Source organism: Halorubrum sp. SD683, from assembly GCF_002135045.1.
Taxonomy (GTDB): domain Archaea; phylum Halobacteriota; class Halobacteria; order Halobacteriales; family Haloferacaceae; genus Halorubrum; species Halorubrum ezzemoulense.
This window is the reverse complement of record NZ_NEWJ01000065.1, coordinates 1-15510: the sequence shown is the minus strand read 5'-3', so window position 1 is coordinate 15510 and position 15510 is coordinate 1. Positions and strand designations below refer to the sequence as shown.

At 71.7% G+C, this 15510-nt stretch carries 17 protein-coding genes and 1 pseudogene; 10 read left to right on the top strand and 8 right to left on the bottom strand.

Going from position 1 to position 15510, the window contains the following annotated elements; translation table 11 throughout:
- The 5 genes from B9G49_RS13185 to B9G49_RS13165 form a co-directional block, all read left to right on the top strand.
- The coding region (locus B9G49_RS13185) for a thiamine pyrophosphate-binding protein (protein WP_086216675.1) at positions 1-1677 on the top strand (1677 nt) is incomplete at its 5' end.
- Positions 1678-1749: 72 nt separating this feature from the next.
- Positions 1750-2262 carry a hypothetical protein gene (locus tag B9G49_RS13180; RefSeq protein ID WP_086216674.1) on the top strand — a complete coding sequence of 171 codons (513 nt, stop codon included), beginning with the start codon at positions 1750-1752 and terminating at the stop codon, positions 2260-2262.
- A 103-nt stretch (positions 2263-2365) separates the two neighbouring features.
- Positions 2366-3430, top strand: coding sequence for a Gfo/Idh/MocA family protein (locus B9G49_RS13175; protein ID WP_086216673.1), 1065 nt, complete (start codon positions 2366-2368; stop codon positions 3428-3430).
- 78 nt (positions 3431-3508) lie between these two features.
- Positions 3509-4711, top strand: a complete 1203-nt coding sequence (locus B9G49_RS13170) for a DUF418 domain-containing protein (protein WP_086216672.1) — start codon at positions 3509-3511, stop codon at positions 4709-4711.
- A gap of 65 nt (positions 4712-4776) precedes the next feature.
- Entirely contained in the window at positions 4777-5004 is a 228-nt protein-coding gene (locus B9G49_RS13165) for a hypothetical protein (protein WP_049932552.1), read from the top strand.
- A gap of 15 nt (positions 5005-5019) precedes the next feature.
- Here the strand turns inward: B9G49_RS13165 and B9G49_RS13160 are convergent, their stop codons facing one another.
- Both B9G49_RS13160 and B9G49_RS13155 read right to left on the bottom strand, forming a co-directional pair.
- Positions 5020-6687 (bottom strand): MATE family efflux transporter, encoded by a 1668-nt coding sequence (locus B9G49_RS13160; protein WP_086216671.1) that lies wholly within the window; start codon positions 6685-6687, stop codon positions 5020-5022.
- Between the two features lie 44 nt (positions 6688-6731).
- Positions 6732-7790 carry a mechanosensitive ion channel family protein gene (locus tag B9G49_RS13155; RefSeq protein WP_086216670.1) on the bottom strand — a complete coding sequence of 353 codons (1059 nt, stop codon included), beginning with the start codon at positions 7788-7790 and terminating at the stop codon, positions 6732-6734.
- Positions 7791-7909: 119 nt separating this feature from the next.
- Here B9G49_RS13155 and B9G49_RS13150 point away from each other — a divergent pair.
- From B9G49_RS13150 to B9G49_RS13140, 3 genes and pseudogenes are all read left to right on the top strand, one after another.
- Positions 7910-8180, top strand: a pseudogene (locus B9G49_RS13150) (PAC2 family protein); the annotation flags it as partial.
- Positions 8181-8323: 143 nt separating this feature from the next.
- On the top strand, positions 8324-9376 hold the full coding sequence (gene trmB, locus B9G49_RS13145) for an HTH-type sugar sensing transcriptional regulator TrmB (RefSeq protein WP_049932559.1): 1053 nt from the start codon (positions 8324-8326) through the stop codon (positions 9374-9376).
- Positions 9377-9434: 58 nt separating this feature from the next.
- Positions 9435-9788, top strand: a complete 354-nt coding sequence (locus B9G49_RS13140; RefSeq protein WP_086216669.1) for a hypothetical protein — start codon at positions 9435-9437, stop codon at positions 9786-9788.
- Between the two features lie 22 nt (positions 9789-9810).
- Here the strand turns inward: B9G49_RS13140 and B9G49_RS13135 are convergent, their stop codons facing one another.
- Positions 9811-10452: a ribonuclease HI family protein gene (locus B9G49_RS13135; protein ID WP_049932562.1), complete on the bottom strand. Its 642-nt coding sequence runs from the start codon at positions 10450-10452 to the stop codon at positions 9811-9813.
- A gap of 195 nt (positions 10453-10647) precedes the next feature.
- Here B9G49_RS13135 and B9G49_RS13130 point away from each other — a divergent pair, with 195 nt between their 5' ends.
- Complete coding sequence (locus tag B9G49_RS13130) at positions 10648-11106, top strand: universal stress protein (protein ID WP_086216668.1); 459 nt, start codon at positions 10648-10650, stop codon at positions 11104-11106.
- On the opposite strand, the gene B9G49_RS13125 is transcribed toward B9G49_RS13130, so the two are convergent.
- The 4 genes from B9G49_RS13125 to B9G49_RS13110 all read right to left on the bottom strand — a co-directional run bounded on the left by B9G49_RS13125 (position 11103) and on the right by B9G49_RS13110 (position 14185).
- Positions 11103-11807 (bottom strand): DJ-1/PfpI family protein, encoded by a 705-nt coding sequence (locus B9G49_RS13125; protein WP_086216667.1) that lies wholly within the window; start codon positions 11805-11807, stop codon positions 11103-11105. The two genes, B9G49_RS13130 and B9G49_RS13125, sit on opposite strands and share 4 nt — an antisense overlap.
- A 96-nt stretch (positions 11808-11903) precedes the next feature.
- Positions 11904-12593, bottom strand: coding sequence for an SCO family protein (locus B9G49_RS13120; RefSeq protein ID WP_086216666.1), 690 nt, complete (start codon positions 12591-12593; stop codon positions 11904-11906).
- Between the two features lie 117 nt (positions 12594-12710).
- Positions 12711-13565, bottom strand: coding sequence for a sulfite exporter TauE/SafE family protein (locus tag B9G49_RS13115; protein ID WP_086216665.1), 855 nt, complete (start codon positions 13563-13565; stop codon positions 12711-12713).
- Between the two features lie 107 nt (positions 13566-13672).
- A complete protein-coding gene (locus B9G49_RS13110; protein ID WP_049932571.1) occupies positions 13673-14185 on the bottom strand; it encodes a helix-turn-helix domain-containing protein in 513 nt (170 codons plus the stop codon).
- Positions 14186-14297: 112 nt separating this feature from the next.
- Between B9G49_RS13110 and B9G49_RS13105 the strand changes: the two genes are divergently transcribed.
- The gene (locus B9G49_RS13105; protein WP_086216664.1) at positions 14298-14651 is read left to right on the top strand and encodes a hypothetical protein; all 354 of its coding nucleotides are present in this window, start codon (positions 14298-14300) and stop codon (positions 14649-14651) included.
- 42 nt (positions 14652-14693) lie between these two features.
- Here the strand turns inward: B9G49_RS13105 and B9G49_RS13100 are convergent, their stop codons facing one another.
- Positions 14694-15503, bottom strand: coding sequence for an ABC transporter permease subunit (locus B9G49_RS13100; protein ID WP_086216676.1), 810 nt, complete (start codon positions 15501-15503; stop codon positions 14694-14696).
- Positions 15504-15510: the final 7 nt, after the last annotated feature.

Genomic DNA, 15510 nt, shown 5'->3' with positions numbered 1-15510 from the left:
ATGCTCGACCGCGGCGTCGACACCGTCTTCGGGATCCCCGGCAAGCAGACCCTCCCGCTGAACCGGGCGCTCGCCGATCGCGACGCGCGGTTCGTCGTCGCCCGCCACGAGACCGCCGTCCCGCACCAAGCGTGGGGGTACGCCGAGACGAGCGAGCCCGGCGCGATGGCAGCCACCTGCGTCGTCCCCGGCCCGGGCGACACGAACGCGATGAACGGGCTGAAGAACGCCCTGAACGACTGCGTCCCCCTGCTCCACCTCGCCGTCGAGACGGAGCGGTCGGTCCGCGGCGGCGACGGCATCCACGAGACGCCGCCGGAGACGTACGACACCGTCGTCAAGGAGAACGTCCTTGTCGACTCGCCCGCGGGCGCGGTCCCCGCCGTCGTCGAGGCGATCCGGACCGCCCGCGAACACCCGCAGGGACCGGTCCGCGTGGGGATCCCGAAGGACTTCCTCGCCGGTCGGACCCCGCAGCCCGCGGTCGGCGAGCGCGAGCCGTCACCGCCGCCGGCACCGCCCGCGGCGGCGGTGCGCGAGGCCGCAGACCTGCTCGGCGATGCCACAGCGCCCGTCGTGCTCGCCGGCGGCGGTGTCAGGCGCGCGGACGCGGGCGACGCCCTCCGGTCGGTCGCCGAGGGGCTCGGCGCGCCGGTCGTGACGACGTACAAGGGGAAGGGGACGCTCCCCGAGACGCACCAGCTGTCGGCGGGCGTGCTCTGCGGCGGGGCCAGCGCGGAGCTCCGGGGGCTCCTCGCGGACGCCGACGTCGGCCTCGTCGTCGGCTCAGACCTCGACGCGGTCGCGACCGCCTCGTGGTCCGTCGCGATGCCCGAGACGCTGATCCACGTCACGCTCGACGGGGACGACGTCGGGTTCGGCTACGAAGCGGACCTCGGCGTCGTCGCTGACGCGGACCGCTTCCTCCGGGCGCTCACCGACCGCCTCGACGACGAGGGGGTGGCGCCCCGCGGCGCCGACAGCGCCGAGCGCGCCGAGTCGGTCCGCGCGGCCGACCGCGAGCGCTTCGCGGCGTTGTCCGAGCAGAGCGCCGACGGTTCGGGGAAGTCGACGGCCGACGACCGCGAGGAGCGCCCGCTCCGCTCCGTCGAGGCCCTCTCGGCGGTTCGCGACGCGGTCCCGGCGGACGCGGTCGTCGCCGCCGACGCGGGCGGGTTCCGGCTGTGGACGCTCGTCTCGTTCCCCGCTGCGGGGCCGCGGTCGTACGTCAACCCCGGTTCGTGGGCGACGATGGGTACCGGGCTCCCGTCGGCGCTCGGCGCCAAGCTGGCGAACCCGGACCGCGACGTGGTCGCGCTCACCGGCGACGGCGGGCTCATGATGTGCGTCCACGAGCTCCACACGCTGGCGAGCGAGGGGATCGACGTCACCGTCGTCGCGCTCAACAACGACGACTACGCGATCATCAGCGAGGAGGCGTCGCGGTCGTACGACTTCCCGGACCAGAGCTACGGGTGGGCGGAGACCGGCCTCGACCTCGTCGCGGTCGCGTCGGGGATGGGCCTGCCCGCGGAGCGCGTCCATGCGCGCGGCGCGGTCGGCGACGCCGTCGAGCGCGCCTGCGACCGCGACGGCCCGGCCCTCGTCGAGGTCGTCACCGATCCGGACGAACCGCAGGCGAGCGAGTGGATGACCGGCCCGCACCCCCGGTCCTAACCGGTCCGTTTCACGCCGAGCGTTTCCGAGATCTGAAGCGATCTATATACTCGTCGGGTCTGAATTTCCCGTATGCGCAACCCGTGGGTTCACGACGACGTCCCGGACGACGCCGGGAGTGGGTACGACGGTCCCGTCCGCCTGCTGGCGGCGTTCATGTGGGGGACGTTGGCCCTCGGCGTCGGGGGGTTCGTCATCCTCTCCGGCGCGGGCGTCGTCGACCTCGCCGACGGCGGGTCGTTCGGCGAGGTCGTCACGGGCGTCGTCGCCGCGCTGGCGCTCGCGCTGGCGCTCCCGGTCCTGTTGAAACTGCTCACCATCTCGCGGGCGCTCGCCCTCCTCGCCTTCCTCGGCACCGGCGCCGGGGTCGGCCGGTTCGTGATCGCCCGCGAACCGGAGCGGTTCCGGGGGCTCCTCGACGCGCGCGAGAGCCTCGCCGAGAACGCCGGCTCGCTCGGCGACCTCTTCGACTTCGTCGACTCGATGGCGCCCGGCGCGATCGACGGCGTGACGGTAGTAGCCGACGCCGCGGCGGTAGCGGTCGACGGCGCGATCGCCGTCGCCGTCGGCGTCCCGATCGCGTGAGCCGACCGCCAGCGGGGTCGTGACGGCCGTCCCCACGCGCGGTCGGGTTCCGGCGCGTCCCGCGGGACGGGAGCCTTAACAACACCCGTGGTGAAGCCCGCCCATGACGCATCCGAACGACGTCGCCGTCGGCATCGTCGGCCTCGGCGGCATCGGGTCCCACCACGCGACGAAGCTGACCGAGCGCGGCGCGAACCTCGTCGGCGGGATGGACGTCGACGCCGACGCGCGGGCACGGTTCCACGAGGAGTTCGGCGTCCCCGCCTACGAGGACGAGACGGACCTCTACGAGGACTGCGACGCCGTGCTGGTCACCACCCCGAACCGCTTCCACGAAGAGTACGCGACCTCGGCGCTTTCGGCCGACCTCGACGTGCTCTTGGAGAAGCCGCTGGCGCACACGCTCGACAGCGCCGAGCGGATCGCCGACGCCGCCAGCGACGCCGACGGGTTCTGTATGGTCGGGTTCAACAACCGGTTCGCGGAGCCGGTTCAGGTGATCAAACACTACCAAGACGAGGGGAGGTTCGGCGAGACCACCCACGTCGAGGCGAACTACGTCCGGCGGCGCGGCGTCCCCGGCCGGGGCTCGTGGTTCACGTCGGCGGACGTCGCCGGCGGCGGCGCGCTCATCGATATCGGCGTCCACGCGATCGACTTGGCGCTCTACTTCCTCGATCACCCCGAGGTCGTCGAGGTGTCCGGGGACACGCGCTCGGCGTTCGGCGGTCGCGACGACTACGCGTACGTCCACATGTGGGGCGACGACGCGGGGCCGGAGGGGTTCGACGTCGACGACTCCGCGTCCGCGTTCATCCGCGGCGCCGACGGGAGCACCGTCTCGCTGGAGGTCGCGTGGGCGACGAACCGGCCGGCGACCGACGAGTTCGTCGTCCGGGGCACCGAGGCGGGCGCGACGCTCGACCGCGGTAGCGGCGACCTCACGGTCCACGAGGCGGGCGTCGGCGGCGGCCACCACCTCACGGACGCGAGCGTGGAGACGCGCGACGGCGACGCGCACGCCGCCGAGCAGGCGACGTTCCTCGAAGCGGCCGCCGACGGCGAGGCGCCGTCGATAAACACCGTCGAGGAGGGGTTACGCGTCCAGCGCGTCATCGACGCGATCTACCGCTCCGCGGAGACCGGCGCGGCGGTGCGGCTGGACTGAGCCGCCGACCGAGCAGGCCGACCCGGGAGCCGCGATGGGAACCTATTCGGTGCTGGGGACCGTCACCGCGGACAACTCGTGACCAGCGATCCCGGCCCCACGCCGCCCTCCGAACGGATCACCAGCCTCGACGCGCTCCGCGGCTTCGCGCTGCTCGGCATCCTCGTCATCAACATCCGCGTCTTCTCGATGCCGGAGCAGACCCTGCTCAACCCCACCGTGTACGGCGACTTCACCGGGCTCAACTACTGGACCTGGTTCGTCGGCCACGTGTTCGCGCAGTCGAAGTTCATCACCGTCTTCTCGGCGCTGTTCGGCGCCGGCGTCCTGCTGTTCATCGAGAGCAAAGAGGAGAAGGGCCAAGACGCCGTCCGCCTCCACCTCCGCCGGACCGCGGTGCTGATCGCGATCGGCCTCCTTCACGCGTACCTGCTGTGGTACGGGGACATCCTCGTCACGTACGGGCTGCTCGGGCTGTTCCTCCTCTTCGTCCGCGACCTCGACGCGCGTCGGCTCGGCGGGCTCGCCGGGATATTCCTGCTCTTCGTCCCCGCGATCGAGCTGTTCGCCGCGACCTCGATCGGCGGCGAGGCGATCGCCGGCCAGTGGCTGCCCGCGGAGGCCGCGGTCCGAAACCAGGTGGCCGCCTACCGCGGCGGCTGGCTCGACCAGATGAGCCACCGCGTCTCCTCGTCGTTCCAGCGACAGACGTCCGGGTTCATCGGGTCGAGCTTCTGGCGCGTGGGCGGCGTCATGCTGCTCGGCATGGCACTGTACAGGCGCGGCGTGTTGACCGGCGAGCGCTCGACCGCGTTCTACCGCCGGCTCGTCGCGGGCGGCGTCGTCGGCGTCGGAATCGTCGTCGCCGGCGTCGCGTATATCGAGGCGAACGACTGGAGCGCCGGCGCCGCGCTGTACTGGCGGCAGTTCAACTACGTCGGGAGTCTGCTCGTCGCCGGCGGGTACGTCGGCCTCGTCACGCTGTTCGTCCGGTGGCGCGGTGAGGGGCTCGTGGCCCGCGCGCTCGCCGCGGTCGGCCGCACCGCGTTCACCAACTACCTGCTCCAGACGGTGATCGCGACGACGGTGTTCTACGGTCACGGTCTCGGGCTGTTCGGCTCCGTCAGCCGCGTCGAGGCAATGGGGATCGTCGTCGCGATCTGGGCGGTCCAAGTCCCGCTGTCCGTGATCTGGCTCCGGTACTTCCGGTTCGGTCCCGTCGAGTGGGTGTGGCGGACACTCACCTACGGGGAGGCACAGCCGTTGCGGCTGAAAGACTGACCCCGCGTTCTCCGAACTGAGACTCGCGAGGACACGTTCAACAGTCCCCGGTCGGACTCCCGCACATGAGCGAGTTCGACGTTCACGACCACCGTCACGAACTGAAACAGCTCCGCGACTCGGGCCGAACGAGCCTCTGGGAGAACAGGGAAGGGATGGCGTGCCCGGTGTGCGACGACGCCTTTTCGCGGCTCTTCGTCACGCGACAGTCCGGGACGACGTTCCCCGAGAACGACGGCGCGCGGTTCTGCCTACTGCGTTCCGACGACGCGGTGTACCTCTTCCGACACTGAGCGACCGGGGGCTCGTCAGTCGTCTCCCACCGGGTCGACGCCGGGCTCGGGCTCGTCGATGTACCGCTCGGTCCACGTGCCGCGCGAGAACCACGCGACGCCGATGACGGCGCCGAGGACGTTTCCGAGTGCCATACCGACCCAGACTCCGGTCTCGCCCCACCCGGCGACGAACACGAGGTACCCGACGCTCGCGACCCGGCCCACCCAGAGGGTGAGGATCGAGATGACCATCGCGGTCTTCGTGTTGCCCGCGCCGCGGAACGCGCCTAAGATCACCTGCGAGACGCCGATGAAGGCGAACTCGACCGACCGGATCCGGACGTACTCCACCGCGTAGCCGATCGTCGCGGGCGCGTCCGGCACGTCGCCGAGGAACGCGCCGACGATCGGTTCGGTGAACGTCACGGCGACGACCGCGACGAGGAACATCACGCCCGCGCCGGTCGTGGCCGCGAACTTCACGGCCCTGCCGGCGCGGTCGGCGCGGTTCGCGCCGAGGTTCTGCCCGACCATCGTGTCGATAGCGCGGCCGAGCCCCATCGCGGGCAGGAAGACGAGCGAGATGAGCCGGTTGCCGAGCCCGTATGCGGCGACGACCGGCGGCGAGAACGTGACGATCATCGCGGTGAGCGTGATCATCGCGAGCGCGCTCGTCGTCTGCTCGACGCTGGAGGGGAGCCCGAGCCGGAAGATGTCCCGGATAAAATCGAGGTCGGGCGCGAGGTGGCCGAGCGTCACGTCGGGGCCGTACCCGGTGCCGAACAGTATCCAGAGGCCGATGGCAGTCGCGACGCCCCGCGAGAGGATCGTCGCGAGCGCGGCGCCCTGGATGCCGATCCCGGTGACTCCCGTCGCCGAGAGCAGCGTCGCCTCCAGCGCGACCGGGTCGAGCGCCGCGAGGCCGGGAACCGCGGCGAGCCACTCGAACAGCGGGTTCCCCTCGAACCCGAAGATGAAGAACGGGTCCAAGAGGACGTTCAGGAGGACGGAAATGAACATGACGGCCATCGGCGTCCGCGTGTCGCCGTAGCCGCGCATCAGCGCCGAGAAGACGAAGAACCCGAACATCAGGGGGATCCCGGCGAAGATCACCTCCATGTAGTCTGCCGCGAGCGGGATCACGGTCGCCGCGGTCTCCGCGTCGCTCGGCAGGATCTCGAGGGCCGGGCGCGTGTAGAAGTAGCCCCCGATCCCGATGAGCACGGACAGCACGGAGACGGTGAAGATCGTCTGTCCCGCTACGAGCCCGGCGGAGCCCTCGCCGTCGGCGCCGGTGTACTGCGCGACGAGGATCGCGCCCGCCGTCGTGAACCCGCCGGCGACCGCGATCAGGAGGAAGATCAGCGGGAACGCGAGGCTGATCGCGCCGACGGCCTCCGCCGAGAGCCGGCCGAGGTACAGGGTGTCGACGATGTTGTACGTCACCTGGAGCAGCTGGATGACGACGATCGGCCACGCCAGGCGGAACAGCGGTCGGAGGAGGCTCCCCTCGGTGATCGACTCCTCGCCGACTGGGTCGTCGGGCGCGGGCTCGGGGGCGTCGGACACAGCTTCGGGGTCGTCGTCCCCGTCGCGGCCGTCGTCGGCGCCCGTGGGACCGCCGCTCGGTCCACCGGAGGGGTCCGGCGGCTCGGAGGAATCCGACGGGTCGGAGGGGTCGGCAGCGGGCTCGTCGCTCACTGCGGTTGAAAAGCCGGGCGCGCTCTATCAGGCTTCCGATCCGGTCACCGGCGCCCGTCGCTACCGTCTATGGATCCGGCGGGATTGTCCGCGTCCGAGGGCCCGCCCTCGGCCGTCTCCGTGGCGCCTGCTCCGTCGCCCGGGGTCGGATCGGCGGCGCCGTGAGCTCCGTCGGCACCGGGCGTCTCGGTGGCGGCGTCGACGCGGGCGACGCCGGAGGTGTCGTCGAAGACGAGGTGCCGGTGCGGGTACGCCATCTCGACGTCCGCGTCGGCGAGGCGGTCGCGGATCTCGGTGTTCACGTCCGACTGGACCTTCGCGAGCTTGTACGGCTTCTTCACCCAGTACCGCAGCCGGAGGAGGACCCCGTCGTCGGCGAACTCGTGGAGGCGGCAGTCGGGACCCGCCATGTACCGCGCCACGCCGATCCGGATGTCGGGGCCGCCGTCGACGACGGCCTCGGAGTCGCGCGCCGCGCGCTCGATGAGCCGCCGGGCCTCGGGGATATCGCTCTCGTAGGTGACGAGCACGTCGATCGAGCGCCGGGTCCGCTCGTCCTCGGCCGAGAAGTTCGTCACGTCGCGCTCGCGCATCGTCCCGTTCGGCACGACGAGGAAGGTGTTATCCAGAGTGAATATCTTCGTGTAGCGGATCGTGATGTCCTCGACGAACCCGGTCGTCCCGTCCTCTAACTCGATCATGTCGCCGATCTCGAACGGCTGGTCCGCGAGGATGAACACGCCGTTGATGAAGTTCCCGACGAGCGGCGCGAGGACGATACCGATGACGGCCGAGAACACCGCGGTCCCGAGGAGGAGGTCCGCGAACCGGAAGCCGACGGCGCCCAGGCCGACCAGCACCGAGGCGGCGATCGTGCCGACCCGGACCCCGCGGACGATCGTCTGCGCGACGCTCTGTCGCGACACGCGGCGGGCGACGGGGCGACCGATCAGCCGGACGAGGAAGTTCGCGAGGACGACGCCGACCGCCAGTGACGCGAGGACGGTCAACACGCCCGTTCCCGGCAGGTCCGCGAGCCGAGAGCCGATATCGGCGAGCCGCGAGACGGCCCCCGCGATCGGCGTTCCCCCCGGGAAGACCATGGGAACCCGCTGTCGGCCATCGGAAAAAGCGTTTCTCCACGCGCACGACCGGCGGCGAACGAGCCGCTTCGAACGAGAGACGGGGCAACCACTGTGACTCCGCTGAGCGAACGGGCGGTATGGGCCAACCGCCTGCGGACCCAACGAGGTTCGGCGTCGAACACGACACCAAGCCGGGAGACGCGCTGCTCGCCGGCTTCCCCTCGTTCGGGCTCGCCGGCCTGACCGCCGTCCACTACTTGATCGACGACCTCGATCTCGAGGAGACGGGGCGCGTCCGGATCGACGGCGCCCCGTCGATCACGCCGTTTACGAAAGGGGACGCCGCGCCACCCGCTCCGGCTGTACACCGACTCGGACCGCGACGGCACCGTCCTCGTCGCCGAGCGGATCGAGGAGCGGGAGCCGGAGGGGACCACGACCGCATGGACATGTGGACCACATCTGTCCCGACCGTGAGGACCGGGCTCTGAAAACGCGTACAACTCGTCTCATAGTAAAAAGCTATAATCCCCGGTCCCGTTCTTCGGTACATGACTGACGATCTCCGGGACACGCTCGACCGGGTGGGGGACCGATTCAACCTCGGCGAGTACGAGATTGACGCGTACCTCGCGGTGTTGGAACACGGCGAACTGACGGCGAGCGACATCGCCGACCGGACCGAGATCCCGCAGCCGCGGGTGTATGACACGGTCCGGAGCCTCTCGGACCGCGGGCTCGTCGAGCTCCGCGAGTCGCGGCCGATGAAGATCGTCGCCGTCGACCCCGAGGACGCCTTCGGCGATCTGCGGTCGTCGTTCACGGAGATGGTCGACGAGCTGGAGGCGCGGTACACCGCGCCGACGCGGGAGACGGAGGCGGTGTCGCTTGTCAAGTCGCGCTCGACGATCCTCCGGTACCTCGAAGAGGTGATCGCGAACGCGGAGTACGAGCTCGCGCTGTCGCTCACCCCCGGCCTCCTGCGGCGGTTCCGGGACGAACTCGCCGCGAAGGTCGCCGAGGGCGTCACCGTCGAACTGCTCGTCACGCCGGCGTCGAACGCGCCCGACCCGACGGAGTTCGACTACTTGGAGGTCGCGACAATCGCCCGCGCGCGCCGCGGGATCACCACCCCGGTCCTCGCGGTCGGCGACGGCGAGTACTCCGTGTACGCAACGCAGGACGCGCTGCGCGACGACCGCGAGCGCTACGGTGTCATCTTTAATCGCTCCGCGCTCGGCTTCCTCGTCTCCGGCTTCTTCGGCACCGTCCTGTGGACGACCGCGGAATCGCTCGCCGCCGACGGCGAGGACCGGCCCTTCCCGCGCCGCTACGCCTCCATCCGTCGGGCCGTGAAGGACGTCCGCGAGTTCGGCGACGAGGAGTTCTACGCGACCGTCGAGGGCCGCGACATCGAGACCGGCGAGGAGGTCACTGTCCGCGGGAAAGTCGTCGACGTCGCGTTCGTCGACACGGAGGAGGTGGCGTCGCTGGTCGTCGAGACCGAGAACGGCCGCGTCGAGATCGGCGGCCGCGTCGCCGCCTTGGAGGACGTGGAGGGCCAGGAGATCGTGATCGGCCGCGGCGAGCCGCCGGCGCTGTGAGGTGCGCTCGGGTCGTCCCGGCGTCGCCGTTCAAGTGCGGGCGGACCGAAGCGGACCCGTGACCGACGACGCGCGTCCCGACGACGAGCGAGACGCACCGACCGTCGCGTGCGAGCGGTGCGACCGGGAGTGGGTGCTCGACCGCGAGGTCGACGACCTCGACCCCGGGAGCCACGCGATCGAGCAGTTCGCGCTCGACCACGAGCGCCACACCGGCCACTACCCGGACGGCGTGACCCCGTGGGTCGCCCGGTGCGACCGCTGCCCGGACGGGGAGCGCTTCCTCGCGGAGCGTCCGGCGCGGCGCTGGGCGGAGACGCACGCGCGCCACACGCGTCACACCGTCCGGCTCGAACCGCCAACGGGAGCGGTCGAAGCCGTCTCGCCGCGAGACGACGGGGACCGGTCGTAATACCGCAGCCGCTTCCCCTCCGCTACGGACCGAGCGCCGCGATATCGGCTCCGACCGCCGCGCGGGCGTCGGCCGGGTTCGGGTCGCTGTCGGCCAGATGCGTCCACTCGCAGGCGGGTAGCGCGGCGATGCGGTCCCGGATGGCCGGCCGGTACGGTGCGGCCGACGCGATCCCGTCACCGCTGCCCCAGATGTCGTCGATGACGGTCCGCGAGTCGATCCGGACCTCGACGGCCGCAGGGTCGCAGCGCGCGGCCAGCGCCTCCAGTCCGAGGTGGAGCGCCGCGTACTCCGCGGTGTTGTTCTCGGCGCGAGCCCCGACGGGTCGGCCCAGCCGAACGAGGGGGTCGTCGTCGACCAGCAGCACGGCCCCCGCGCCGGCCGGTCCGGGGTTTCCGCGCGAGCTCCCGTCGACGTAGAGGACGATGTCGTCGGCGGACTCGCCGCGGTCGTCGCCCGATCGCGGCGGGTCGGCGGCGAGGACCGACTCGACCGCGGTCCGGATCTCGGCGTCGGTCGTCGTCGGGCCGAACAGCCCGCCGTACCCGGTCACCGCGTCGTCGATGGCGTCGATCGCCGGTCGTATCTCGTAGCCGTACAGGGCGAGGACGTCGTCGACGCGGCTCGCCAGCGGCGAGAGCCGGTCCGTGGGAAGTCGGTCCATGATGTCTCACGCGGCCGAACTGCGGTCCACAACGGTTCATTCGAGAGCGCAGGGAAAAATGCGCTGGCGGCGAGCGCGGTGAGCCGAGCCGCCGCCGATCGGCGGTCAGGACTGAGTGAGAGTGACGACCGCGACCGACCGAGAGCGAGGGCCACACCGACAGCGTATTTACGCCCCCAACCCCTCAGACCCGACATGACGCTCGTCGTCGTCCCGGTTCGATTCCCTCCCTCGTCGCACTCGGCGGCGACGCTCCGCGAGGCGGCCCGCGTCGCCGCGGAGCGCGACGCCGACCTCACGGTCCTCCACGTCGACTTATACCAGCGCTCGGGGGGCGTCTCGCGCAGCGACCTCAAGCGCGCCGTCGAGGAGCGGATCGGCCGGATCGACCGGGCGCGGTACGTCGTCCGTCGGGGCTTCCTCGTCGAGGAGACGATCCTCGAAGAGATCGTCGCCGAGGGGGCCGACGTGGTCGTCATCGGGTCGAAACAGGCGGGGCGATGGCGCCGGATGGTCCAGAAGTTGCTCTCCGACCCCGACATCGACTCGTTCCTCCGCAGCCAACTCGACTGTACCGTGATCACCGTGGACGCGGACGGAGAGACCACGACGAACAACGCCGACGACGACGCCGCGCCGCTCCCGGACGACTAGTTCTCCCCGCGCCGCGACCCGTCCCGCGTCGCGACCTCGTACCGCCGCTCGTACTCGATGACGGTCGCCGCCCGGTCGGCGACCGACTCGCCGAACTCGCGCTCGACGACGTACAGCGCCAGATCGATCCCGGAGGTGACCCCGCCCGCGCTGAGCACGTCGCCGTCGTCGACGACCCGCGCGTCGACGACCTCCGCGCCCGACTCCCGGAGCTCCTCGACGGCGGAGGCGTGCGTGACGGCCCGGCGGCCGTCGGTGACGCCCGCCTCCGCGAGCAGCATCGACCCGGTACACACCGAGGCGATCCGGGTGTCCGCCGCGTGGTGCGCGGCGAGCGCGCGCGGCACGTCGCCCTTCTGCGCCTCGGCCCACGCGCTCGCCTCCTGGTTGCGCGCGTTCCACCCGCCCCCGGGCACGACCAGCAGGTCCGGGGCGTCCTCTCCTCTCGGGCCGGGGAGCGTTCCGTCCACACCGACGCGGGTCCCGTGGCTCGCGGTCACCGTCTCGCGCTCGTCGAGCGACACGTATCGGACGCGGCCGCCGTCGTCTCCTGACGCCCCGTCGTCCCCTATTGCCCCGTCGTCCCCTGTCGTCCCGTCGTCCTCCTCGGCGGCGTAGCCGAGCGCGTAGTCGAACACCTCGTACGGGCCGATACCGTCCAGTTCGTCGAACCCGTCGTACACCAGAATATCGACGTTCATGCCGGGCCGAACGAGCGGCGCGGGCTTGTGCGTTCCCCTCCGATCGGGCGACTCCCGGTGACCCGCAGCGCCGAGCCGTCAGCCCCGGTCGCCGCGTCACTCGTCGGCGAACGCCGACGCGACCCGCTCGATGTCCGCGACGACGCGGTCCCGGTCGATCCGCTCGCCGCGGTAGGCGCGCTCGACGATCCCGTCGGGGTTGACGAGGAACGTCACCACCATGTGCGTGAAGTCGTACCCGGGGAGGCGCTCGCTCTCGGTCGTCCGCTCGAAGGCGATCCCCAGTCGGTCCTCGACCACCGTCTTCGCGCGGGACGGCGTCTCGGGCCGGAGGTACAGCCAGTTGCCCGCGTCGAGGTCGGCGCCGACCGACGCGGCGTTCTCGCGGAGCGCGGCCGCGTCGTCGCGTTCGGGATCGAACGTGATCGGGAGGAAGTACACGTCCTCCGTCAGCCCCGCGTCCGCGACGCGGCCCTGAATCCGAGCCCACTGTCGGAGCAGGATCGAACACTCCGCGGGGCAGAAGGTGAACACGCCCGTCACGAGCGCGGTCCGGTCGAGCGCGTCGCTGTCGAACGTCTTCTCCGCGAGCGGGGCCGACAGCTCGAACGACGGCAGCGGCTGGCCGTACGCGGGGTACGCGAGGTCCTCGCTGTCCGCGATCTGGTCTTCCTGCGGGTCGAGCACGACGCCGTCCGGCGTCCCCCCGAACAGACGCGACGTACAGCCCGCGAGGGAGCCGGACGCGACCGTTCCGGCCCCGGCGAGCAGCGTGCGGCGATTCATACCCGTGTGAAGGGCCGAGCGGCGCATAACGCGTCTGGTGCGATCGACGAACGAGCGGCCGCTGCGGGTGGAAATTGGGATATTGGGTGCGCGGGCGCCCGGGGCGCCGTCGATCCCTCAAAACGGCGTGTAGTACGGAATCGGCGGATGCGGCAGCGGGACGCCGAGCGTCGCGAGCCCGTGCTGGAGCGGGAGGTAGCCGAGCGCGACGAACGCGACGCCGAGGACGCGGTGGAACCGGAGCCGGGTCTCGAGGCGCATCGACTGGAAGGCCGTCCCGAACAACAGGAGCGCCGGAACCGTCCCGAGGCCGAGGACGCCCAGCGAGACGGCGCCGCCGAGCGCGCTCCCCTGAACGAACGCGTACAGGAACGCCGGGTACAGCAGCGGGCACGGCAGGAACCCGTGTGCCGCCCCCAGCCCGAGGATGCGCCAGTCGCCGACCCACGCGTCGACGCGGGCGACGATCCGGTCGCTCACCGCCGCGGCCGCCCGGTCGAATCCCGGTATCGGGAGCGACTCGAACTCCAGCCGGAGCGCGTAGCGCGCGCCGAGGGCGACGATCAGCCCGCCGACCGCGATTCCGGTGAGCGCGTGGACGTCGTCTGCGAGGGTCGTGACCGTCCGCCCCGTGACGAACGCGAGGCTCCCGGCGAGGCCGAAGAGACCGCCGAGCGTCGCGTAGCTCGCGGTCCGGCCGAGGTTGAACAGCGCGTGCTGCCGGACCTGGCGCACGGTGAGGTCGTCCCGCCCGTCGCGTCCGCCGGTCTCCGCGGACCGCATCCGGTCGGCGTAGGTGCCGACGAGCGGACCGCACATGCCGAGGCAGTGGGCTCCGCCGAGCAGCCCGATGAGGAGGAAGACGCCGAGGCCGAGCGAGTCGGTCGCGTACAGGGAGCCGGTCGGCTCGCACGTCGCCCCGCCGCCGGTGGCGACGAGCGCTCGGAGCGCGCCGAGGCTGGAGAGGTCCATATCGGACGGAGGTGCCGGAGACCGCTAACCGATCTGGTGCGATCGGCGAACGGGAGCGGTTCGCGCGCGGCGTCGGTCCGGGGGGAGCCGCCACCCGGTCGGCGGCGTCACCCGTCGGCGTCGAAGAGCGAGTCGACGGTGCGGACGAAGCGGTCGACGATGCGGTCGGGGAGCGACGGCGACACCTCGTCGAGGAGCGCGGCCGTGCGGTCCGGCCGGGCGAGCGAGACTGTCATCGGCCGGTCGGGGGACTTCTCGACGATCCCGTGGTCGGCGAGCGTCGAGACGTGCCACGACACCGTGCTCCGCGCGAGGTCGAGGTCGTCCGCGAGCGCCGACGGCCGCGTCGGTCCCGCGGCGTGGAGGCAGACGACGATCTCGCGGGCCGTCTCCCGCCGGAGGAACGCGAGGGTCCGTCGGTCCCACGGGTCGACCGTCGGGTCGAAGTAGTGTGCCCGCCCGCCGATCCGCTCGACCGCGAGCTCGCCGTCGCGGACGAGCCGGCGGAGGTGGTACTGCGCCTGCCCGGTCGCGATCTCGAGGTCGCGACCGATCCGGTTGAAGTGGACGCCGGGCGTGTCACGGACGTGGCGTCGGATCCGGGCTCTGGTGTCCGACATTCCTGACTGGCCGTTCTACCCGCCTCTGGGATAAAAGGCGCTCGTGCGGTCCCCCCATCTGGGAACGGCGAACGGGAACGTCTTCTTATCCGTCCCCTCCCAAGGGCGACCCGTGACGCAGTCGATCCCGGGGGAGGTGCCGGCGCTCGCCGGCTGGTCCGTGGAGGGATCGCTCCCGATCCTGGCGGTCGTGGTCGCCGCCGGACTCGGGACGAGCCTCCTCTTCGCCGTTAGCCTCGCCGCGTACCGCCGCCGCCGCCGAGCGCAGTACCGACTGATCTCCCTCGCCGTCGGCGCGCTCTTGGCCCGCTCGGTGGTGGGCGTCGGGACCGTCCTCGGGGTCGTGCCGATGCCGGTCCACCACCTCCTCGCGCACAGCCTCGACTTCCTGATCGCCGCGCTCGTCCTCTATGCGGTGTACGCCCACGCGCCCGGGGCGATCGGCGACGACGCGGCCTCGAAGTGAGTCGACCGGCCGGCTTGCTTCAAGTCGATTCGACCGACCGGCTCATCGGTCGAGCCGCGCGCGGAGGTGCTCGACCGCGACGTCGACGCGGGGACCGAGCGCGATGGCGGCGACGGCCGCGACGCCCCCGACGACGGTCCACCCGACGAGCGAGGCCACCGCCCGCCCGGTGTCGACGAACCCGCCCTCCGGCGCGAAGGAGACGCCGATGACGTGCTCGAAGACGAGTCCCCTGAACGCCCCGTTCGGCGAGAGGGCGACCGAGCCGGCGATCCCGCTCGGCGACGCCCCGGCCGACAGCGACCGGAGCACCGCGAGGTCGCCGCCGAGGACGCCGGCGAGCAGCGCGAGGAGGCCGAGCGCGAACGCGCTCCGCCGGGTCGTCGCGATCGTCGACACCGCAGCCGACAGCGAGAGGTACGCCGCGCCGAACGGGACGACGAGCGCGAGGAAGCGGAGGAACAGCACCGGCGAGTCGACGCCCGAGTGCGTCGCGAAGATCCCCGTGTCCGGCGCGGCGGTGAGCCACACGTACGCGCCGACGAGCGCGAACGGCCCGCCGACGAGGACGACGAGCGCGGCCGTCCGCGCGAGCAGCACGCCGACGACGTACCCGGCCGCGCTCACCGGGTACGTCCGGATCACGCCGAGCTCCCCGCTCGCCGCGTCGGCGAACAGCGCGCGGTAGCCGAGCACGACCGCCAGCAGCGGCACCAACACCTCGGTCGGTAAGAGGAGGTCGACGACCGCGGGCACGAACCCGGTCGCGCCGCCGCCGCCGACCGCGACGAGCCCGCCGAGGACGACGAGGAGGCCGACCGCGAGGACGGCGTACCCGGGCGTCCGCCGCACCGTGGCC